This window comes from Amphibacillus sediminis NBRC 103570, assembly GCF_001552275.1.
Taxonomy (GTDB): Bacteria; Bacillota; Bacilli; order Bacillales; family Amphibacillaceae; genus Amphibacillus_B; species Amphibacillus_B sediminis.
Genome location: NZ_BCQW01000006.1, coordinates 48724 through 70446, shown reverse-complemented (window position 1 = coordinate 70446; position 21723 = coordinate 48724). Strand labels below are relative to the sequence as shown.

Genomic DNA, 21723 nt, shown 5'->3' with positions numbered 1-21723 from the left:
ACTTCATTTAGCAGAAGTTTCCTACTTCTAAAAGTGGTGAGATAAATGTCTATTTGTCTACCATTCAGTGGGGGTTCGAATCCTGGCTGAATAAAAATTAAAGCCTCGGCAGGTGCCATAGACTTTTAGCGGAAATTTATTGATCGATGCTCGATAAATTTGGTTGCAAATACGCTAAGGTGCATTTGATAGTAACTGTAAAAAGGAATGTAAGCCAATGTCACTAAGCTAGTTCCCCTAAAACAGAACAACCCACTCATAAAATTCAATTTCATGAGTGGGTTATCTGTTATCTTATTCTATTAGTAGACGATATGGCTTTTTTCGAATTCTGTAATTTTATCGGCATGGGTAAGGGTAACAGAGATTTCATCCCAGCCATTCAGAAGCATCTGTCTTGGATACTCAGCTAAATCAAAGCTTGCTTCAAAACCATTTTGATCATAGACCTTGTTCGTGGTCAAATCGACTGTAAGTTGATAATCAGTTGCTTCCGCATTTTTAATCAGTTGTTGCGTTTCAGTTTCTTTTAATACAATAGGTAATATGCCATTTTTAGTACAATTGTTAAAGAAAATATCAGCAAAGCTTGGTGCGATAATGACTCGAAAACCAAAATCCTGAAGTGCCCAAGGGGCATGCTCACGTGAAGAACCACAGCCAAAGTTCTCACCGCCCACTAAAATTGAGGCATGACTGTATTTAGGTGAATTAAGAGAAAAATCTTTCCTTGGCTGATCCTTTTCATCAAAACGCCAGTTATAGAATAAAAACTGACCAAAGCCTTGCCGAGAGATCCGTTTTAAAAACTGTTTTGGGATGATTTGATCCGTATCAACATTGGCCCGATTTAACGGATAGACCAACCCAGAATGTTGTTTGATCGGTTCCATGAGAAGAGCCTCCTTTTATGCAAATGTTCTAACGTCAACAAAATGGCCCGCTATCGCCGCTGCTGCTGCCATTTCAGGACTAACGAGATGGGTACGAGCATCGGTTCCTTGGCGTCCTTCGAAGTTTCGATTTGATGTTGAAGCACAGCGTTCACCTGGTGGTACAACATCACTGTTCATGGCCAAGCACATGCTGCAGCCAGGTTCGCGCCATTCAAAACCTGCTTGTTTAAAAAGTTGATCCAAGCCTTTTTGTTCAGCTTGTTGTTTGACTGATTGGGAGCCAGGTACAACAATTGCCCGAACATTTGGATTCACTTTACGACCTTTAATGATACTTGCAGCTTGTTCTAAATCCTTTAACCTAGAGTTAGTGCAAGAACCAATAAAGACATGTTCAATTGGGACAGAATTAATCGGAACTCCAGCTTCAAGTCCCATATAAGTGAGAGCATGTTTAATTTCATTCTGTTCATTGGGGTTTTTAGCCTGATCCGGATTCGGGATTTGACCACTAATCGGAATACATTGACTCGGATTTGTTCCCCAAGTAACTTGTGGCTCGACTTCATCAGCATTAAGCGTGACCGTGTGATCATATCTTGCACCAGGATCAGTAGCCAGACTAAGCCACTCGGCTTTTGCTTGCTCAAATTCTGTCCCTTTAGGTGCATATTCCCGACCTTCAAGATAGTTAACTGTTGTTTGATCTGGGCTAACAAGGCCAGCGCGGGCACCAGCTTCGATCGACATATTACAAATCGTCATTCTACCCTCCATAGATAGAGTCCGAATGGCTTCCCCCGTATATTCAATAACATATCCTGTGCCAAAATTAACACCATATTTAGCAATTAAGGCTAGAATAAGATCCTTAGCGGTTACTCCTGTACCAAGCTGGCCGTCTATTTTAACATTTAATGTTTTTGGCTTTGCTTGCCAAATTGTTTGCGTAGCTAAAACATGTTCTACCTCGCTTGTACCGATACCAAAAGCTAATGCACCAAATGCACCATGGGTGGACGTATGACTGTCTCCACAGACAATCGTTTTACCAGGTTGGGTTAAGCCCAGTTCTGGTCCAATTACATGGACAATTCCCTGATGTTTATGCCCCATAGCCGCTATTGGGATACCAAATTCTTGACAGTTTTTTTTCAAGGTATCCATTTGCAGCTTGGAAACTTCATCTTTAATGACATTGGTATGGATAGTAGGAACATTATGATCCATTGTTGCAAATGTCCGTTTAGGTTGACGTACCTTTCTTCCTTTTAAACGCAAGCCCTCAAATGCTTGCGGGGAGGTGACTTCATGAACAAGATGTAAATCAATATATAATAAGGCAGGTTTACCTGATTCTTCATATACGACATTCTTCTCCCAAATTTTTTCTATGATTGTTTTAGGACTTGACACGTTTTTCACTCCTTTACACGATCAATCATTAAAACGATCAAATTTTGATCTAGTTAGTTTTTAATTTATTCACAATGGCTTCAGTCATTTCAGTTGTCGATAGTTGTGTACCTTTGGCCACTTTTAAATCTGCAGTGTGGAAACCATCATTGATACAGGCTTCAACAGCTTGCTCAATCGCTGTTGCTTCCTCTGTCATGTTAAAGGAATAGCGAAGCATCATTGCGCTTGAAAGAATCATTGCAATGGGATTAGCAATGCCTAATCCAGCGATATCGGGAGCTGATCCATGCGCGGGCTCATATAGCCCTACACCGTTCTCTGCTAAACTTGCAGAAGGGAGCATTCCTAGTGACCCAGTTAAAACAGAAGCTTCATCACTCAAGATATCACCAAACATATTTTCCGTGACGATGACATCGAATGAGCTTGGATGAGTAATTAATTTCATCGCAGCAGCATCTACTAAAATATGTTCAGTTTCAACATCAGGATAATTCACTTTTTGCTCTTCTACAATTTCACGCCATAGTTTACTTGATTCCAGCACGTTGGCTTTATCCACAGATGTCAATTTTTTATCTCGTAATCGCGCACTTTCAAATCCTTTAATGACAATGCGTTCAATTTCTTGTCGGGTATATGATAGTGTATCGATGACAGATTGTTGATCATTGCTTCGATGACTAGGCTCTCCAAAGTAAAGACCACCGGTTAATTCACGAACAATCAGCAAATCACTTCCTGAGATAACCTCCTCTTTAAGAGGGGAGGCTGAAAGTAATTGCTTAAAGCCTTTAACTGGACGGAGGTTGGCATATAAATCTAAAGCTTTTCGTATCCCTAACAAACCACGTTCAGGACGAAGGTGCGACGGGTTTTGATCCCACTTTGGGCCACCTACTGCACCAAGTAATACGGCATCTGCTTTTTTGGCTGCTGCTAAGGTTTGTTCAGGTAAAGGATTATTGACCTGATCAATCGCAATGCCACCAATTAGTTGTTCCTCTAGATGAAATTGATGGTTATATTTCCTTTCAATTTGCTCCAAGATCTTAACAGCACTTGCCATTATCTCGGGTCCAATACCATCACCAGGTAGAAGTACGATATTTTTTTTCATCAGTGTTTCCTCCATCAGGCCATTTTTTAAGTAATAAAAATACGATTAACAGCATTGAGAAAGGCATAGACAGCAGCTTCTAATACATCCTGAGCGGTGCCACGACCACTTACTGTTCGTCCGTCTACCTCCATGCTAACATGGACTTCAGCTAAAGCATCCTTACCTCTGCCAATCGAGCTTAAAGTGAAATCAGTAAGCAGAATATCCTCTTCAATAAGAGACTCAATTGTATTATAAAGTGCTTCTACACTTCCTGCGCCTGAGTGCTTATTGGAAATTTCTTTACCATCTGGAGTAATCAAGGATACAGTTGCGCTAGGTGTCTGTTCAGAATCATAATCGACCTGAAATGAACGGAGCTGATACTGTTTTCGATTTGACACATCTGTTTGAATATCCATTAAGATTACAAATAAGTCATCATCTGTTACTTCTTTTTTACGGTCAGTTAATTGCTTGAAGGCATCAAATGCTTCAGATAACTTTTGATCGGTTAAATTATAGCCAAGTTTTTGGAGTTTATCTTTAAAGGCATGGCGTCCGGAATGCTTACCTAAAACAAGATCGTTATTTTGTACACCAACTAGGGCGGGAGTTATGATCTCATAAGTTTGAGCATTTTTAAGTACCCCATCCTGATGGATACCTGATTCATGAGCAAAGGCGTTTCGGCCAACAATCGCTTTATTTCCAGGTACCATCATACCGGTAAACTTACTAATAAGATCACTGGTCCGTTTTATTTCTTTAAGCGTCAATTGTGTTGTAAACGGGTAAAAATTCTTCCTTATTTCAAATGCAACGGCTAATTCTTCTAATGCGGCATTACCAGCACGCTCACCAATACCATTGATCGTGCCTTCAACTTGAGTGGCACCGTTTTGTACGCCAGCAATTGAATTCGCAAGTGCCATCCCTAAATCGTCATGACAATGTGTAGATAGATCTACTTGGTCAATATTGGGCACATGTTCTTTTATATATTTAAACATGTCTCCATATTCTTTTGGTGTCGTATAACCAACTGTATCCGGTAAATTGATAACTGTTGCGCCCGCATCAATAACCTTCTCAATAATGGTCGCTAAAAAAGGAAGCTCTGAGCGTGAAGCATCTTCTGCTGACCATTCCACATCTTGACACTTCGACTTGGCATATTTCACCATATTGACTGCAATATCAATGACTTCCTTAGGTGTTTTACGTAATTTATCTTTCATGTGAATAGGGGAGGTTGCAATAAATACATGGATACGTGGTTTAGCAGCATTTTTGATAGCCTCCCAAGCACGATCGATATCTAATTTGTTTGCACGTGCAAGTGCTGCGATTGTTGAAGACTTAATTGTCTCAGCAATTTTCTTAACGGCATCAAAATCACCTTGTGAGGAAGCGGGAAAGCCCACTTCCATCACATCAACACCGAGTCGCTCAAGCTGCTTAGCTATTTCGAGCTTTTCAAGCTGATTCAGGTTTACCCCGGGTGACTGTTCTCCATCTCTAAGGGTTGTGTCGAAAATCTTAATTTGTGTCATCAGAGATCACTTCTTTCTTAGCAATGGCTTTTTGCTTAACAAAAGGCATTAACTCACGGAGTTCTCGACCTACTTTCTCAATTGGATGATTGTTTTCTGCTTTATAAATAGCATTAAATTGAGGACGATTTGCTTGATTTTCCAAGATCCATTCTTTAGCAAATTTTCCTGTTTGAATATCTGTTAGCACTTCTTTCATGCGTGCTTTCGTTTCACTATTAACAACACGTGGACCAGAGACGAAATCACCCCATTGTGCTGTATCTGAAATGGAATAACGCATTCCTTCAAGTCCGCTTTCATACATTAAATCTACGATCAACTTAAGCTCGTGTAGACATTCAAAGTAAGCCACTTCAGGCTGATAACCTGCTTCGGTTAAAGTTTCAAACCCTGCTTTGACTAAGCTAGTAGCACCACCACAAAGCACAGCCTGTTCACCAAATAAATCTGTTTCGGTTTCTTCCTGGAAGGAAGTTTCTAAAATACCGGCACGACCTGCACCAATTCCTTTTGCATAGGCGAGTGCTAATTGTTTAGCTTCTCCGGTGTAGTCCTGATAGATACCGTATAGAGCTGGTACGCCTGCGCCTTCTTCATAAGTCCGTCGAACAAGGTGTCCTGGCCCTTTAGGGGCTACTAAGAAAACATCAACATTTTCAGGTGGTGTAATTTGACTAAAGTGCACATTGAAGCCATGAGCAAAAACAAGGGCATTACCTTCATCAAGATTATCCTTAATACTTTCTTCATATATACGTGGCTGGTATTCGTCAGGAAGAAGGACCATGATAATATCTGCTTCTTTCGCTGCTTCAGCTACCGATTTGACTTCAACTCCGTCTTCATAGGCTTTATCCCAAGACTTACCTTTTCTTAAACCAACAACCACATTAAAGCCGCTTTCTTTTAAATTAAGGGCATGAGCGTGACCTTGTGAGCCATAACCGATAATTGCAATTTTTTTACCCTTTAAAATATCCTCATTAATGTCCTTGTTATATACTACTTTTGCCATAATAATCAATCCTCTCACATTTTTTATTTTTGTATTTGTAAATGTTTAAAACATTTAACTAAAAGTTAATTGAGTAAAGAAAATGGTGCTTGGTCTGAGTTAGCTTGTGGCTGTTGACCACGTGAAAAGGCAGTAACACCTGTTCTAGCAATATCTTTAATGCCATAAGGCTTTAATAATTCAATTAAAGCTTCAACTTTTTCAGATTTTCCAGTCACTTGAATAGAGAGTGTATCTTTACTAACGTCAATGACACTCGCTCGGAATGGTTCGATGATACCTTGAATTTCCGTGCGTAGCTGTGCATTACTGGTGATTTTGATTAATGCGAGTTCTCTTGCAACAATTGCTTTATCGGTAAGATCGGATACTTTGAGCACGTCAATTTGTTTATTGAGTTGCTTAGTGACTTGTTCTAGCTTTTGGTAGTCTTCGACGTCAACGACAAAGGTAATTCGCGAGATTCCTTCTGATGCGGTTCTACCTACAGATATACTTTCGATGTTAAATTGACGTTTTTGAAGTAAGCCAGTGATTCGGTTTAATACGCCACTACGATTTCTAACCTTTGCTGTTATAATTCGCTTCATGGTTTCACTCCTATCATTTCATGGACGCCTTTACCTGGAGCAATCATTGGATAGACATTTTCCTGTTGTAGGACGCGTGCGTCAATTAATACTGGTCCATTGTAGGCAATCAATTCTGGAAGCTGTTGACTAAATTCCTCAGGGCTTTCGATTTTTACTCCTTTAATTTGATAAGCCGCTGCAAGCTTAACAAAATCGGGTTGAATACTGAAAATAGATTCAGAAAAGCGTTCGGAATAAAATTTTTCCTGCCATTGACGTACCATTCCTAAGGCAGCATTGTTGACAATAACGATCTTAACCGGTAGTTGACGCTCCTGTAGGATCGATAATTCTTGTAGGGTCATTTGAAAACCACCATCGCCGACTACTGCCACAACTGTATCATTTGGTGCGGCTAATTGAGCGCCGATTGCTGCTGGAAAACCAAAACCCATCGTTCCTAGTCCACCTGAAGTCACCCAGCGATTTGGCTGACTAAATTTATAATATTGAGCTGCCCACATTTGATGTTGACCAACGTCGGTGGTTACAATCGCATTGCCTTTGGTTTCTTGATAAATCTGTTCGGTCACCCATTGGCCGATCATGGCATCTTTAGGTTGGTTATACCAAAGCGGATAATCGTGCTTATTGGCAAAGACATGTGTGCGCCAGTCAGAAAAGTCAGGTGTCTCTTCAATTTGATCGAGCATTTCTTCTAATGCAAACTTAGCATCACTGACAACGGGAATATGTGTGTTAACATTCTTTCCAATCTCAGCAGGGTCAATATCAATATGTGCTACAATAGCAGAAGGAGCAAAGTGCTCAAGGTTTCCTGTTAGACGATCATCAAAGCGTGCGCCGATACTTATTAACATGTCTGTTTCATAAAGTGCCATATTAGCGGCGTACGTTCCATGCATACCACCCATCCCAAGGAATAGCTCATGTTCACCAGGAAAGGTGCCTAATCCTAACAACGTATTGACCACAGGAATTTGGTGTTTCTCTGCAAATTGAATCAGTTGCTCAGAGGCTTGCGCAAATTGGACACCTGCACCAGCTAAAATTACCGGTTTGTTAGATGCGAGAAGGGCTTCTTTTAGCTTTTTTACCTGTAACGGATTTGGCTTTATCGTTGGCTGGTAGCCTGGTAGTTCAAAGCTACTATCATATGAATCAGCACAAGGATTAGCTGCGATATCTTTTGGAATGTCAATCAGCACTGGACCTTGACGTCCAGTTGTTGCAATGTGGAAGGCCTCTTTGACAACCCTTGGTAAGTCGCTGATCTTACGAAGCTGATAACAATGTTTAGTAATGGGTGTCGTGATCCCAATAATATCAGCTTCTTGAAATGCATCAGTTCCAATTACATTTTGAGCCACTTGTCCTGTGAAGATGACTAATGGTAAAGAATCAATCATTGCATCAGCAATTCCAGTAACAAGGTTGGTTGCGCCAGGGCCCGACGTAGCAATAACAACACCGGGTTTACCAGAAACGCGGGCATAACCTTCAGCTGCATGAATGGAGCCCTGCTCATGACGTGCTAAGACCTGATTAAAGTAACTCTTTTTCTTATATAGGGCATCAAAAATAGGTAAGACTGCTCCACCTGGATAGCCAAATAAGGTATCGACGCCAGCATCACGCAGTGCCTCAATGAGCAAATCAGCCCCTGTTTTTGGTGGGTGGGTAATGGTTCTACTTTGTTCTTCTTTTGACTTTACCATAATCAATTCCTCCTGTTTTAGTTATTAGTCAAAGTTAATCCAATAGATCAGATTTATAGTGAAAGTTAGCAATCGATGATGATCACATGTCAATCATTGATTTTAAAGCTAATAAAAAAGATCAATTCTCCACGAATAACCTGTAATGAATGATTACAGGATTGCAAGGGAGAAAAGATCTTATGCTTTTCACGGTACCACCTTGATTTATTACACTCTTACGAATGTAACCTCAATAAGCCAAAGATTGGCTCAATTTGGTAACGGGTCAGTACGGATTGACCCGACTGAATCTAAAGGGATGTGATCCGTTCAACTCAGTAACTCCAAGACGATGTCAGAATAAAGTGTATTTCCGGGCTTCCAGCAACCCCGGCTCTCTGTTAATACACTAGGTTTTATTCCTTTGTTCTTATCATTGTGTTTCTAATATTTATTTTTTAGAATTTCATTATGCCACCCGTGTTAGCTGAAGTAACAAGCTTAGCATATTTTCCTAAGTAGCCCGTTGTAATTTTTGGTTCTGGTTTAACCCAGTTTGCTTTTCGTTTTGCTAATTCTTGATCACTGACAGCTAGCTCTATGGTACGAGCAGGGAGGTCAATAATAATTTCATCACCTGATTCAATTAAAGCAATTGGACCACCTTCAGCAGCCTCAGGCGAGATATGCCCAATTGAGATCCCTCGTGATGCGCCTGAAAAACGGCCATCTGTGATTAAGGCAACCTCTTTATCTAAGCCTCTTCCGGCAATAGCAGCTGTAGGAGCCAGCATTTCTGGCATCCCTGGTCCGCCTTTTGGTCCTTCATAGCGAATCACAACTACATCACCAGATTTTACAGTCCCATCATTGATACCTGCCTGAGCTTCATCCTGTGAATCGAATACGATCGCTTTCCCGACAAAACGTTTGATCGAAGGATCGACAGCACCGACTTTAATGACAGCACCATTAGGAGCTAAGTTCCCGTGTAGAATCGATAATCCTCCAACTGGGCTATATGGATTTTCGATTGGCCGTATAACAGCCTCATTTAGAATTTTATGGTCTTTCACATTTTCATAGATACTTTTGCCAGTAATCGTGATCCGATCTCGATGGATCGCTCCATCCAAACGGCATAATTCACGGATAATTGCACTAACACCGCCTGCTAAATGGACATCATGCATCGTATAGTCTGAAGCAGGGCTTATTTTTGCTAAATAGGGGATGCGTTCGGCGACCTCATTAATGCGTTTTAGATCGTAATCAATACCGGCTTCATTAGCAATTGCCAAGGTATGAAGAACCGTATTGGTTGAACCACCCATAGCCATATCTAAAGCAAAGGCATCATCGATTGTATCTTTGGTAATAATGTCTCTCGGTTTAATATCGTTTTTGATTAGGTCCATCAGATGGTGTGCTGCTTGATAGATTAAATCATGACGTTCATCAGAAGTTGCAACAATGGTGCCGTTACCGGGCACTGTCATCCCTAGCATTTCCATAAGTGAGTTCATAGAATTGGCGGTAAACATTCCTGAGCATGAGCCGCAGGTTGGACAGGCTAGTGTTTCCAATTCTTTTAATTCTGCTTCAGTCATTTTTCCTGAACTTACAGCACCCACACCTTCAAACATCGATACAAGAGAAAGGTGTTCGCCAGTGGGTGACACGCCACCTTCCATTGGACCTCCTGATACAAATACAGAAGGGACATTCGTTCTAACCGAAGCCATTAGCATTCCTGGTGTAATCTTGTCACAGTTAGGAATATAGAAGACACCGTCGAACCAATGGGCATTAATGACGGTTTCTGCACTGTCTGCAATAATTTCACGACTTGGCAAAGAGTACCGCATGCCAATATGCCCCATAGCAATCCCATCATCCACGCCAATTGTATTAAACTCGAAGGGGATTCCTCCAGCTTCACGAATAGCTTCTTTAACAACTTCAGCAAACTTATTAAGATGCTTGTGACCTGGAATAATATCAACATATGAGTTACAAACACCAATAAATGGTTTATCTAAATCTTTTGTTTTTACCCCAGTTGCGTGCAATAAACTGCGATGAGGAGCTCTGTCCATACCTTTTTTTATCATATCACTTCTCATATTGTATGCTCCTTCCTTGACAATCACACGACTTTATCGCTTTATTGAGGATGTTCAAAAATGACCAAATGATAAGCGTGATATCTCATTGTTGGCTCGCGTTTATGCTACTGACGTATTTAAAAGCATACGTTCCGTTGATCAACGCATCGCCGTCTCAATCTGCTTACTGCTAATCCGGTATTTTTGAATAGACATACTTATAAATAAAGCTTTTTAATTGTCTAAATAGTAAAATAATTTATTAGTTGTCGACAATCATACAATCAAATTTTATATTGGTCAACAGGTTTAGTGAAAATTTTCTGAATTTTTAATACGAACTAAAAAATCCTGATTGGAAGGGCTTTAATTTAGATAGTTGACATCTTAAAATGATTAGCGCAAGCTAATCTTTGGACAATAAGAATAGACAGGGAGGAAGATTAATCATGCGTCAACTAGCGATTATCCCTTGTGGGAAGAAGAAGATATGGGATAAAGACCCTACAAAAGGTCCAGTTACGGTTGCTGAAGCTTATTGTGGTGTACTACACCACTTAACACGGGCATACGCAGAGAAGTTTTGCACGGATTGGGTAATATTGTCAGCTAAGTATGGTTATTGTTCAAAAAATGATATAATAAAAGGGAATTATGATCTTACATTTAGAACAAATAATACACATTTAGTGATCAGTCATCAAACATTGATGAATCAAATTAAGCAAAAGAAATTAGATCAATATGATCAAATTATAGCCTTAACTGGTCAAAAGCATAAAAAGATTATTGATCGAACCTTTAACTCAAATGTCCCGTTATTCTATCCATTGTTAGGGACAAAAGGGATTGGGGATATGCAAAGACGCTTAAAACAGGCAATTGTAAACAACAAGTCGATTCATTAAGACCCATCATATAAAGGAAATATGTTACAATAAAGTGAATCTTCGTTTAGTGGGGGTTACGACGCAACGGATGTACTCGTGCAGACGTTGCGACACGACGTCGCGAACTTAGTCAGCTTCCTCTCTCCCCACTGAACGTTAGTTGAACCAATCGGGCCGTTACTGGCTGTTGGATCTCCCGCTTAGACATGACATGTTCCCTTATTTCTTGAAGGGGGAGCCTTACAAAATCCCTTCGATGGGGCGAGTAATCGCAGCCCCAGCCAGTTACACTACGATAAAAATTAACTTTATTCAGCAGAAGTTTTTTTGCATCTAAAAGTGGTGAGCTTATTTGTCCTCCATTCAGTCGGGTACAAACCTAGGCTGAATAAAAGTAAAAAAGTAAAGCCTTAGGCAGGTGTCACAGATTTTCAACGGCCATTTATTGAGTGAAGCTTGATAAAATCTGGTGCAATACGCCAAGGCGCATTTAATCTAGAAGGGAGAGGGTAGTAATGAAACGAAATCTTTCTATGGTTTGGGATTTAGACAGTATTTTTAAAGGCGGGAGTCAGTCTAATGAGTTAAATTCATATGTTAAGGAAGCAGAGAAGGGGTTGGATCAGCTTGAGAAGTGCCTAGTTGATTTGAAACAAAGTCAAACTCAAGTATTGATTGATGACTTTGAAGAATTGCTCAACTTTTTAAGACAATCGGTCGTATCTGTTCATGAAATAGCTTCTTTTGTTAGCTGTTTAACAGCACAAGATGTCAAGGATAAACAAGCAAAGCTTTTGTTAACCAAACGGGCACAACTAGGTGCAAGACTTGATAAGCTAACAAATAGCTTTAGTTTTGCCTTAGCCAAAATCCCAGCAAAAGAGTGGCAGGCTCTGACTAGTCACCCCAGTATTCAATCAGTTTCTTTTGTGTTAAATGAATATCGTGCCCATGCACAAGACAAGCTTTCTGAAGAGCAGGAAGGATTAATAACAGATCTTGGCATTGACGGCTATCAAGCCTGGGAAGAAATGTATGATACGATTGTAGGTAAAATGACTATAGAATGGGAGGGAGCGAGTTTATCAGTTGGACAAGTTAATAATAAATTAGATCATTCTGATCGATCAGTCCGTGAGCTAGCCTTTTCTAAGCTTGAACAGGCATGGCAGGAAGAAGCCGAATTAATGACAGAAACGCTTAATCATTTAGCAGGCTTCAGACTTCATGTCTACCAGCACCGTGGTTGGGATGATGTACTTAAAGAGCCGCTTACATACAACCGTATGAGCAAGCAGACGTTAACCACTATGTGGGATACGATTACTAAGAATAAGCCTGCCTTTTATCAATATTTAGAGCGAAAAGCTCAGCTTCTTCATGTCGAAAAACTAGCTTGGTATGACCTTGAAGCACCAGTTTTCAAGGATACGAAAGAGATTAGCTACCAAGAAGCTGCTGAACAAATTGTCTCCCATTTTGGTAAATTTAGTGAGCGGATGGCAAGCTTTGCTACCAAAGCTTTTGAAGCTTCATGGATTGAAGCGGAAGACCGTCCTGGGAAACGTCCTGGTGGTTTCTGTACCAGCTTTCTTGATAGTAAACAAACACGTATATTTATGACATACGCTGGCACTGCTTCTAGTGTAAGCACGTTAGCTCATGAACTTGGTCATGCTTATCATCAATATGTGATGGACGATTTGGATCCATTAAATCAGGATTATGCGATGAATGTTGCTGAAACAGCTTCTACCTTAGCCGAATTAGTGGTAGCGGATGCAGCTGTAGAAAATGCTAAAAGTAACCAAGAAAAGATAGCCCTAGTTGAGGAAAAAGTGCAAAGAAGTCTGGCATTCTTTATGAATATTCATGCCCGATTTTTATTTGAGACGCGCTTTTATGAGGCACGTAAGCATGGCTATGTCTCTACAGAAAAATTGAATCAGTTAATGGAGGAAGCGCAGAAAGAAGCATATGGAGATCAACTTGGACAATACCATCCGCTTTTTTGGGCCTCCAAGCTACATTTTCATATTACAGATGTTCCGTTTTATAATTTTCCGTATACGTTTGGTTATTTATTCAGTCTCGGTATTTACGCTTTTGCTAAAAAAGATCCTAAAAGCTTCTCTGATTTTTATGATGGCTTACTTCAAGATACTGGTCGAATGACTGTAGAGCAGCTTGCTCACAAGCATTTAAATGTTGATTTGCAATCAGCGGAGTTTTGGCAAAGTGCGATAGATTTATGTAAGGAGGATGTGGCGTTATTTTTACAATTGACCGAATAACGCCTTTGGCCTATTCGCCACGAAGGGAGCAAAAAAATCATGAAAGCATTTGTCCATCAAAAAGATAGTTTAGCATTGATTGATCTGAAGCGCCCCATCATTAAAGAAGGGCAAGTATTAGTCAGGATAAAAAGCGCTGGTCTCAATCGTCGTGATTTAATGATTAAAGAGCGTCGAGGTTATCAAGAGGATCCAGTTGTTCTCGGATCAGACGGAGCTGGGATTGTCGAGGCATTTGGTCACGGCATCAAACGATTTAAAGAAGGAGATGCAGTTATTGTAAATCCTGGTATTGGCTGGATAGCCAATGCTGAGACATCACCGGAAACCCTCAATATTGTGGGCTACCCTGATCATGGGACTTTTGCTGAATATTATCTTGTCGAAGAAGCCTATCTTGAGCCGATGCCCTCGAATTTAAATTGGCAAGAGGCGGGTGTCCTTGCTTTAGCAGGCCTAACAGGCTACCGTGCCTTATTTACAAAAGGGTGTATCAAGCCCAAGCAAACGGTATTTATCCCTGGAGCAGGGAGTGGAGTTGCCACTTACCTTATTCAATTTGCTAAAGCTGTCGGTGCTCGGATCATTGTTACATCACGTTCCGAATCTAAATGCCAAAAAGCACTACAATTAGGTGCGGATCGGGCGATATCAACCGATTCCGATTGGGAAAAGGAATTACAGAATGAACAAATTGATTTAATTGTGGATAGTGTCGGACAAGCTACTTTTGCTAGAAGTCTATCGATTTTAAAGAAGGGCGGTCGATTTGTTACCTTTGGTGCTACCACAGAGGATGAGGTCACCTTTGATGTCAGAAGCTTTTTTTACGCTCAACAGCAAATTTTAGGAACGACATTAGGGAGTAGAGAAGAGCTAAGAGAAATGCTAGCCTTTATTGAAGAGCATAACATTAAACCAGTAGTTGATAAAAGCTATCCTATTCATGAGATTGAAAAAGCATTGACCTACTTAAGTAATGGTCAACAATTTGGTAAAATCTCAATTACTTTCCCATAATCGGGTATTCCAACTTTTATACTGTGGCATACCTGAATTTAAATGTGGGCTGTACGAGATCTAGAGCCAAAAGGGAACGTTAATTGTTTTTTGCCTTTTTAGCTAAGGAAAGCTTGGAGTCAGAGACTTGAAAAACGCAAAATATTAAGGAGTATAGCCAGAGAATGGGCGTTTTGATCCGGTCCGTTTCTCTGGCTAGTGATTTATCGCAGTGTAACTGGTTGGGGCTGCGATTACTCGCCCCATCGAAGGGCTTTTGTAATCCTCCCAGTTCAAGAAATAAGGGAACACGTCATGTCTAAGTGGACGATCCAACAGCCATTAACGGCCCGATTGGTTCAACTAATGTTCAGTGGGGGAGAGAGGAGTCTGACTAAGTTCGCGACGTCGTGTCGTAATGTCTGCACGAGCATATCCCATGCGTTGAAACCCCCACTGAACGAAAGCTCACTTTATTATGGTTGGTAGGAAAAGTCTCAACTGGCCAAGTCCAAGCCTCTTTATTAGCTGCTTAATGATGAATTCAAAAAATTTGACTAAATGTTTGATCTAGAAACCTAAACCAAATGCGCCTTGGTGTCTTTGCGCCCTGATTTATCGAGCTTCGCTTGACAAATTCAGCTTAAAATCTGTCGCTTCTGCTGGAGGCTTTAACTTGATTGAGCCGGTTTGCCCCCTGAAATCGCAGAAGACAAATAGACGTTCACCTCACTACCTAGAAATGACACTGCTGCTGAATGGAGTGAATGGTTTAACCTTTTGGCTTGAAAATGAGTGCACCAATCATGGCAAAAATGATTGCAGCAGAAATACCTGAGCTTGTTACTTCAAACATCCCTGTTACTACACCAATAAGCCCGCTTCTTTCTGCTTCTTGTAAGGCACCATGGACAAGAGAATTTCCGAAACTGGTAATCGGCACGGTTGCGCCAGCGCCAGCAAAGTCAACCAGTGGTTCATATAAGCCAAATCCATCAAGAATAGCACCAGCCACGACAAGGAAACTTAAGGTAAACCCTGGTGTTTTTTTAAATACATCCATTATAATTTGTCCAATTAGACAAATGGTACCACCAACTAAAAATGCCCATAGAAAGACCATTTATATCCCCTCGCTTTCAATCGCAACAGCATGTGCAATTACTGGTATGGCTTGTTTCTGTGAACTAGATAAAGGTGAGAGCAGAGCACCTGTTGCTATCACAAGGATTCGATTTAATTCCTTATTATTTAGAGCCTGCCACAAATGGCTGTACAAGTATAGCGCTGAGCACCCTGCACCACTCCCACCCGCAAAAACATTTTGTTCTGGGTTATAAATAGAAAGACCACAATCGATAAATTGCTGTTCATTAATATTCATCTGACTGTCCTGCAATAATTGCAGGGTTAAAGAACGACCAATTTCACCTAAATCACCTGTAACGATAAGATCATAATAATCTGGTGATAAGGAATGATCCTGAAAATGAGCGATAATTGTGTCGGCAGCTGCTGGAGCCATTGCTGCCCCCATGTTAAGCGGATCCGTTTGGTTAAGGTCAACAACACGTCCAATGGTTGCACGTGTGACGACGGGTCCTGTACCTTGATCACTAATTAGACCAAATCCTGATCCGGTTACCGTCCATTGAGAAGTTGGCGGTTTTTGTGCCCCATATTCGGTCGGATAACGAAATTGTTTTTCAACGGCTGCGTTATGACTAGCAGCACCAGTTAAAACATAATTGGCACTACCGCTATCAACCATTAAGGCCGCTAATGCTAAGCTTCCCGTTGAAGTAGCACAAGCATTAAACATACCTAAGAACGGGATCCGGTGCATGCGTGCTGCGAAGTTAGTTGGAGTCATTTGATTAATTAGATCCCCACTAATAAAAAAATTAATATCTTGAAAGCGGAGCTTTGCTTTTTGAACAACAAGTTTGCTTGCATCTTCTATTAATTGCTGATGTGCCTGCTCGAAGCTAGGTTGACCCATGTATAAATCATTATGTAATAGGTCAATTTGATCAGCAATTTTACTTTCTGCTTCAAACGGTCCAGCTGCAGTACCTGTTGCACTAATGACTGGTCGGTTTTGAAATATCCAGCTTTGTTTTCCTGCTAACATCAAATCACTCCTAATTGAATCAAGATTGTTTTGATTAGCGCAATGACAAAGGCAGAAAAAACACCGAATAAGATAACAGACCCTGCTAACTTAAACATGTTCGCACCAACTCCTTGCACAAATCCCTCTGAGCGATGTTCAATAGCTGCTGATATAACTGCATTGCCGAATCCTGATACTGGAACTGCTGTACCAGCGCCAGAAAATTGAGCGATTTTATCGTATACACCAAAGCCTGTTAAAATCATGGTAATAAAGATAATGGTTGCAACAGTTGGGTCTCCGACTGTTTCTTCGGTAAAATCAAAGAAATACATATAGAAAAAACTAATTAGTTGACCGAAGGCACAAACTAGACCACCAACGACAAAAGCTCGAAGGCAATTTTCCCAGATTGGCCGCTTCGTTTCATATTTTGACGCCAGTTGCTTATAATCTGATTTTGTCGTATTTAACATGACTTCTACCTCATTTCATTCCAAATTTATTTGGTTAGAGCTTTAAGCTCTTTAAATAATTGATCAAACTCATCTTTACTAATATTCCGGTCAGCAAGGTCGTATTTTAAGCGATCAATCTCAATAAAAATTTTTAAATCTGAAGAAACAATGGGCTTTACGGTATCATCTGATTTCTTAATAAAATCCTCAATATCTTTGGCAATTTTTTGCTCATTAAATTGATCAAGCTGCCTTGCCTTTATCGCCATAATAAGTTCTTCATCATTCATGATACTCGTCACTTCGGCAACACTGTCGAAATGATCTAAAACGAGCTGGTTGAGTGGCTGTTGCTGATAACCAGCATAATTCATTTGCCTAGCACCAAGCTGGTCTTCTGTCTGGTGTTCTAACGATTGCCCGGTTGAACAGGCTGCTAAAAGAACGGCAAACAAAGCTAAGTAGATCATATATGGATACTTTTTACTAGTCATCTTGATCACCTCGAAAGAAAGTCTTGAAGTTATCGTTTGAAGAAAATAGGTTTTTATACAAAAAAAATCACAGGGCGAGATGACTAGTAGATGGGGAAGATAGACATTAACACCAAAAAGTAAAAAGCTGACCAGAGATTGGTCAGCTCCATGATTATTATTTGGTGTTAAATTTCTTTTCTTTAATATAAGGTGTTAGGCGTTCACCGCGTGGATTTTTTAAATGTTTAATCACTTGTTTAGTCCATTGATCAGAGCGCTTATTTGTTGTACGCGTTTGATAATATGTGTGAATAGTTCGATCGAATTCTGTTAACCGTTCAGCTTGGTTTTGATCAGTAGGATAATGATTTTCAAAATAAACAGCATCCTTAGGTAATCTCGGCTTCTGCTCAGGCTCTTCATCAGGATAGCCAATCGCAAGTCCAAATAATGGAATGACGTGATCAGGTAGACCAAATAACTCGTCGATCTTATCCATATCACGCTTAATACTACCAATATAACAGATGCCGAGTCCAAGTGATTCGGCTGCAAGAGCGGCGTTCTGAGCTGCTATTGTAGCATCAACTGTTGCAATCATAAAATATTCTGTACTCTGAACATTATTTGCTATCAGCTCTTTGTCCTCATTAGAAGCATGAAGCATGTGACGATGATAATCTGCACAAAAAATTAGAAAATGTCCATTTTCTGCAATATAGGGCTGACCAGAGATGTTAGCCAATGCCTGTTTCTTATCTTGATCGGTAACACCGATAATAGAATAAGCCATTAAATAGCTTGATGATGAAGCATAGCTAGCAGCATGAATGATTGTATCAATCTCTTCTTGACTTAGCTGTTTTGGCTTGAATTTTCGAATTGATCGATGGTTAACGATGGTTTTTATTGTCTCATTCATTGAACGGATCTCTCCTAACGTTTATTCTACTATTGTAATTATTTCAGTCCTTAATAGCTGTTCTTCAGCTTCATACCAATCCTTCAGCAGATCTTTACTAGGTTGTTCAATATCGGCAATTTCAACTTCTACTGTTGAATCATCTAACCAATTTGCATCATAAATGGGCCAGCGAAATTTGTTAACTGGTAATAGTTCTGGATTATCTGTTGCTAGCTGACTATCTGTCCATGATAACAGATCGAATATAACCATTTTGTTAATTGCCTGAGTATTGGCATAACGTTCAAAAATAATCAGTAATTTATTTTGTTCAGGTGAAGGGAGCATTTGACTTATCTGTGCATCATCAGCAAGTAGAATGGATTGTTCTGTTTCAGTATTTAATAAGAGATAAGAACAACCATTATCACTACATGCAAAGCTCAATATAAATAAAGAGTCGAGTCCTTCCTCAGCAATTTGAGTTAATTGCATATCTTCTATGGCAGCTCTTCTATTGGAGTGCTGAGCTAAAAAATTTGATAAAATCGGTATCTGATCAATATGTAACGAAATTTGTTGATCAGTTAAGGTGAATTCAATAAATTGTTGCATGTCACTGATGTCTTCTTCATCATCTTGGTCTGCTAAATCGGGCTCTTCTTCAATTAGCTCAACACTTTCCTCAACTTGGGGTTCAATGATTTCCTGCTTAATAATAGGGGGATTACTATTACAAGCAACTAGAAATATTGAGCTAACTATTAAAATCGATACTATTCGAACAAACAATAGAAATTCTCTCCTTTTCAAATACATGATTTAATTATCCTTGATCTATCTGATTTGTTACCTAATAGGGTCCATCATTAGTGATTCTGATTTTGCTCGTATTGTAAAATTTTGAGTTGATCATTTTCATAACCGATTTGAAAGTTAACCAACACTTGTTCAGGTTCACCAGCATCGGTAGTTTGCAGTTCGACCGTACTTTGGAAATTTGCCATTTGATTGGTCATTTCTACTACTTCATAATCAGTCATACTGATATTCCTAATCTGTAAATAACGACTTCTAAAGTTAGGGTAATCCATTTCTCCTTGTAATTCACTACCGATTAAGGCATAGGCATTAATATAATCATGTATAGCAATGCTTTCAATAAAATATTGCATTAAATAGATAGCATCTTCTTCAAACTTATCTAAATTTTGATTTGATCTCGTCATTGTGTTTGGAAAGGTTAGCTGGGCATTTGAAACAGAAGTAGACCACTCGGTTATTTCATCAATAACAGAATATATGGGAATGCTAAAGCCTATTTCACTATCTTCAATACCTGCTGAATTAATGCCGACTACTTTTCCAGTCTCTCGATCTATTAAAGGACCGCCACTATTTCCATGGGTAATATTGGCGGAAATTTGATAGACATTTTCATAACTGTATGCATTGATATCAAATGATCGGTCAATTCCAGAAATAATGCCGATTGAAACTGAATTTTGGAAACCGAGCGGACTACCTACTGCGATGATTTCAGAACCGACCAGTAATTGTTTAGATGTATCTAACTCAATGGGTGTTTGGTTCATTAGCTGAGGTACTCGAATCACGGCAATATCTCTATTTTCACTAATCCCCACTATAGCAGCTGGATACGTCTCTGTATTTGACATGGTAACATGGATAGTTTTAGCATCTTCAATAACATGGGCATTCGTTATAATATCTCCACGAGTATTATAAAGAAAACCTGAACCAATCCGATCAGACTGACCCGTATCGACATTAATTTGGACGATATTTTTCTGAGCTTCGTGAATAATTGTCTGTATGTCGAGTCCAGACGCTGTATTTGGATCATAATTGAGCATGTCTGTCTCAATACTTAATTCTTGATGGCGATAATAGATATAGACACGATAATTTATTACAAGTCCAATGATTAAGATAGCAAGATTAAGCATTAAGCATAGTTTTTTTCTTTTTTTTGTCATATCAATACCTCAAATCTCATTCTTCAAGCAACCATGTAATCGAGTCTATTTGAATTTCTGTTACTTGATCAATCAAATCTTCATCAAAGTAAGTTTGATCAAATTGACCAGATTCACTAGGGTAAAGAGTGTCTGGATAAACATAAACATCATTTTCCTTGATGACATTTTTTTTGTGATCAAGTAAGCTGTAGTGTATTTGGATAGCATGAATAGGAACAGTAGCAACACTTTTAATCTCACCTTTTATGATAAGATGACCTTGTTCATTATCGGTAATTTCAGTATTTACGACAGTAACAGCATCATTTTGATTAATATTGGTTTCTTCCTCGTATGCCGTAATTGCTTGCTCCATTCGAACTTCTAAAGCTGATTCAAATGCCTTATGTTCTTTTTCAATCGTGGCCAACAAGCTCTGGAGCTTTTCGTCATGCGCGACATAATAAAGTCCATTTTCTACAGTGGTTCGAGCTTTGGAGAATTGATTACTTTGTAAAAAAGTATTAGCTTGGTTGGCCGTATGGGCACTGATCTGTTCTCGAATAACACGTGCTAACTCATATGCTTCAGGATCTTGGATGCCTTCGATTTCCCATAAAATCGCTGGCAAATCCTCTACATCAGGCTCATCTGCAATTTTTTGTTTAGCAAGATCAAGCTGTAGCTCCGTTTGTTTCTGATAAAGTCGATTAGAAAATAGATTGGCAACTTCCCCTTCATAGTGTTCCAATTCAAGCTTAGCTTGAAGAATAATCTGAAGTTGCTCCTGCTGGCTAGCCTCGTTTTCAATAGCAGTCATGGTATCGAGTGCAAATTGTGCAAATTGTTGGATAACACGTGCACTCGGGAAAACAGGACGGGCATTTAAGGCTTTTTCAATTTCTAATCGTGCTGACGAATAATCTTCGACCAGTAAGTGTTCTTCCGCTTGCTTATAGTAGACTTGAGCTCTAGTCTTCTGATCAAAGCTATACCAGACTAGACTAACAAAAATAATTAATAACATTGAGACAACGATCATTGGTAATTTTAAATGCTTCAGTTTGAATTGTTTTCGTTCGATTCGCTTTTCTATATCTTGTGGTAATTTATCACCACATGTTGGGCAAAATACTTCGTCATGATACACCTTTGCACCACAGTATGGACAATAAGCCATGATGTTCCTCCATTAAATTTATATTATTGCAA

At 39.6% G+C, this 21723-nt stretch carries 19 protein-coding genes; 3 read left to right on the top strand and 16 right to left on the bottom strand.

The genetic code is table 11. The features are described 5' to 3' along the window. Window positions 1-302 precede the first annotated feature (302 nt). The 8 genes from leuD to ilvD all read right to left on the bottom strand — a co-directional run bounded on the left by leuD (window position 303) and on the right by ilvD (window position 10410). Window positions 303-893 carry a 3-isopropylmalate dehydratase small subunit gene (gene leuD / locus ASE01S_RS06120; protein WP_067839935.1) on the bottom strand — a complete coding sequence of 197 codons (591 nt, stop codon included), beginning with the start codon at window positions 891-893 and terminating at the stop codon, window positions 303-305. A gap of 15 nt (window positions 894-908) precedes the next feature. Then, window positions 909-2312, bottom strand: a complete 1404-nt coding sequence (gene leuC, locus ASE01S_RS06115; RefSeq protein ID WP_067839930.1) for a 3-isopropylmalate dehydratase large subunit — start codon at window positions 2310-2312, stop codon at window positions 909-911. Window positions 2313-2361: 49 nt separating this feature from the next. After that, window positions 2362-3435 (bottom strand): 3-isopropylmalate dehydrogenase, encoded by a 1074-nt coding sequence (gene leuB / locus ASE01S_RS06110; protein WP_067839926.1) that lies wholly within the window; start codon window positions 3433-3435, stop codon window positions 2362-2364. A 26-nt stretch (window positions 3436-3461) separates the two neighbouring features. Next, window positions 3462-4973, bottom strand: a complete 1512-nt coding sequence (locus tag ASE01S_RS06105) for a 2-isopropylmalate synthase (protein ID WP_067839923.1) — start codon at window positions 4971-4973, stop codon at window positions 3462-3464. After that, a complete protein-coding gene (ilvC, locus tag ASE01S_RS06100; RefSeq protein WP_067839919.1) occupies window positions 4960-5991 on the bottom strand; it encodes a ketol-acid reductoisomerase in 1032 nt (343 codons plus the stop codon). Before ilvC ends, ASE01S_RS06105 begins: the two co-directional genes overlap by 14 nt. Before the next feature lie 65 nt (window positions 5992-6056). Beyond that, complete coding sequence (gene ilvN, locus ASE01S_RS06095; RefSeq protein ID WP_067839915.1) at window positions 6057-6581, bottom strand: acetolactate synthase small subunit; 525 nt, start codon at window positions 6579-6581, stop codon at window positions 6057-6059. Further along, window positions 6578-8302 carry a biosynthetic-type acetolactate synthase large subunit gene (gene ilvB / locus ASE01S_RS06090; RefSeq protein WP_067839912.1) on the bottom strand — a complete coding sequence of 575 codons (1725 nt, stop codon included), beginning with the start codon at window positions 8300-8302 and terminating at the stop codon, window positions 6578-6580. The genes ilvN and ilvB overlap by 4 nt, the downstream gene beginning before the upstream one ends. 440 nt (window positions 8303-8742) lie before the next feature. Beyond that, window positions 8743-10410 carry a dihydroxy-acid dehydratase gene (gene ilvD / locus ASE01S_RS06085; protein WP_067839909.1) on the bottom strand — a complete coding sequence of 556 codons (1668 nt, stop codon included), beginning with the start codon at window positions 10408-10410 and terminating at the stop codon, window positions 8743-8745. Window positions 10411-10841: 431 nt separating this feature from the next. Between ilvD and ASE01S_RS06080 the strand changes: the two genes are divergently transcribed. The 3 genes from ASE01S_RS06080 to ASE01S_RS06070 all read left to right on the top strand — a co-directional run bounded on the left by ASE01S_RS06080 (window position 10842) and on the right by ASE01S_RS06070 (window position 14596). Further along, window positions 10842-11300 carry a DUF6884 domain-containing protein gene (locus ASE01S_RS06080; RefSeq protein WP_067839906.1) on the top strand — a complete coding sequence of 153 codons (459 nt, stop codon included), beginning with the start codon at window positions 10842-10844 and terminating at the stop codon, window positions 11298-11300. A 497-nt stretch (window positions 11301-11797) separates the two neighbouring features. Beyond that, a complete protein-coding gene (locus ASE01S_RS06075; protein ID WP_067839903.1) occupies window positions 11798-13576 on the top strand; it encodes a M3 family oligoendopeptidase in 1779 nt (592 codons plus the stop codon). 39 nt (window positions 13577-13615) lie between these two features. Beyond that, the gene (locus ASE01S_RS06070) at window positions 13616-14596 is read left to right on the top strand and encodes a zinc-binding dehydrogenase (RefSeq protein WP_067839900.1); all 981 of its coding nucleotides are present in this window, start codon (window positions 13616-13618) and stop codon (window positions 14594-14596) included. Window positions 14597-15347: 751 nt separating this feature from the next. Here ASE01S_RS06070 and spoVAE read toward each other — a convergent pair. The 8 genes from spoVAE to ASE01S_RS06030 form a co-directional block, all read right to left on the bottom strand. Further along, on the bottom strand, window positions 15348-15698 hold the full coding sequence (spoVAE, locus tag ASE01S_RS06065; RefSeq protein WP_067839897.1) for a stage V sporulation protein AE: 351 nt from the start codon (window positions 15696-15698) through the stop codon (window positions 15348-15350). Next, window positions 15699-16709: a stage V sporulation protein AD gene (spoVAD, locus tag ASE01S_RS06060; protein WP_067839894.1), complete on the bottom strand. Its 1011-nt coding sequence runs from the start codon at window positions 16707-16709 to the stop codon at window positions 15699-15701. Next, the gene (spoVAC, locus tag ASE01S_RS06055; protein WP_067839891.1) at window positions 16709-17167 is read right to left on the bottom strand and encodes a stage V sporulation protein AC; all 459 of its coding nucleotides are present in this window, start codon (window positions 17165-17167) and stop codon (window positions 16709-16711) included. The genes spoVAD and spoVAC overlap by 1 nt, the downstream gene beginning before the upstream one ends. A 26-nt stretch (window positions 17168-17193) precedes the next feature. Beyond that, complete coding sequence (locus ASE01S_RS06050) at window positions 17194-17643, bottom strand: YhcN/YlaJ family sporulation lipoprotein (RefSeq protein ID WP_067839888.1); 450 nt, start codon at window positions 17641-17643, stop codon at window positions 17194-17196. Between the two features lie 157 nt (window positions 17644-17800). Beyond that, window positions 17801-18547: an oxygen-insensitive NADPH nitroreductase gene (nfsA, locus tag ASE01S_RS06045; RefSeq protein ID WP_067839885.1), complete on the bottom strand. Its 747-nt coding sequence runs from the start codon at window positions 18545-18547 to the stop codon at window positions 17801-17803. A gap of 21 nt (window positions 18548-18568) precedes the next feature. Next, complete coding sequence (locus tag ASE01S_RS06040) at window positions 18569-19321, bottom strand: hypothetical protein (protein WP_067839882.1); 753 nt, start codon at window positions 19319-19321, stop codon at window positions 18569-18571. A 77-nt stretch (window positions 19322-19398) separates the two neighbouring features. Next, the gene (locus ASE01S_RS06035; RefSeq protein ID WP_067839878.1) at window positions 19399-20529 is read right to left on the bottom strand and encodes a S1C family serine protease; all 1131 of its coding nucleotides are present in this window, start codon (window positions 20527-20529) and stop codon (window positions 19399-19401) included. A gap of 16 nt (window positions 20530-20545) precedes the next feature. Next, window positions 20546-21691, bottom strand: coding sequence for a zinc ribbon domain-containing protein (locus ASE01S_RS06030; RefSeq protein WP_067839875.1), 1146 nt, complete (start codon window positions 21689-21691; stop codon window positions 20546-20548). Window positions 21692-21723: the final 32 nt, after the last annotated feature.

Bases quoted from the DNA above. Each gene is read 5' to 3' on its own strand.
- ASE01S_RS06030 (WP_067839875.1), bottom strand. From the start codon at position 21,691: ATGGCTTATTGTCCATACTGTGGTGCAAAGGTGTATCATGACGAAGTA.
- spoVAC (WP_067839891.1), bottom strand. From the start codon at position 17,167: ATGTTAAATACGACAAAATCAGATTATAAGCAACTGGCGTCAAAATAT.
- ilvB (WP_067839912.1), bottom strand. From the start codon at position 8,302: ATGGTAAAGTCAAAAGAAGAACAAAGTAGAACCATTACCCACCCACCA.
- leuB (WP_067839926.1), bottom strand. From the start codon at position 3,435: ATGAAAAAAAATATCGTACTTCTACCTGGTGATGGTATTGGACCCGAG.
- ASE01S_RS06035 (WP_067839878.1), bottom strand. From the start codon at position 20,529: ATGACAAAAAAAAGAAAAAAACTATGCTTAATGCTTAATCTTGCTATC.
- spoVAE (WP_067839897.1), bottom strand. From the start codon at position 15,698: ATGGTCTTTCTATGGGCATTTTTAGTTGGTGGTACCATTTGTCTAATT.
- ASE01S_RS06075 (WP_067839903.1), top strand. From the start codon at position 11,798: ATGAAACGAAATCTTTCTATGGTTTGGGATTTAGACAGTATTTTTAAA.
- ilvD (WP_067839909.1), bottom strand. From the start codon at position 10,410: ATGAGAAGTGATATGATAAAAAAAGGTATGGACAGAGCTCCTCATCGC.
- ilvN (WP_067839915.1), bottom strand. From the start codon at position 6,581: ATGAAGCGAATTATAACAGCAAAGGTTAGAAATCGTAGTGGCGTATTA.
- nfsA (WP_067839885.1), bottom strand. From the start codon at position 18,547: ATGAATGAGACAATAAAAACCATCGTTAACCATCGATCAATTCGAAAA.
- ASE01S_RS06105 (WP_067839923.1), bottom strand. From the start codon at position 4,973: ATGACACAAATTAAGATTTTCGACACAACCCTTAGAGATGGAGAACAG.
- ilvC (WP_067839919.1), bottom strand. From the start codon at position 5,991: ATGGCAAAAGTAGTATATAACAAGGACATTAATGAGGATATTTTAAAG.
- spoVAD (WP_067839894.1), bottom strand. From the start codon at position 16,709: ATGTTAGCAGGAAAACAAAGCTGGATATTTCAAAACCGACCAGTCATT.
- ASE01S_RS06080 (WP_067839906.1), top strand. From the start codon at position 10,842: ATGCGTCAACTAGCGATTATCCCTTGTGGGAAGAAGAAGATATGGGAT.
- ASE01S_RS06050 (WP_067839888.1), bottom strand. From the start codon at position 17,643: ATGACTAGTAAAAAGTATCCATATATGATCTACTTAGCTTTGTTTGCC.
- leuD (WP_067839935.1), bottom strand. From the start codon at position 893: ATGGAACCGATCAAACAACATTCTGGGTTGGTCTATCCGTTAAATCGG.
- ASE01S_RS06070 (WP_067839900.1), top strand. From the start codon at position 13,616: ATGAAAGCATTTGTCCATCAAAAAGATAGTTTAGCATTGATTGATCTG.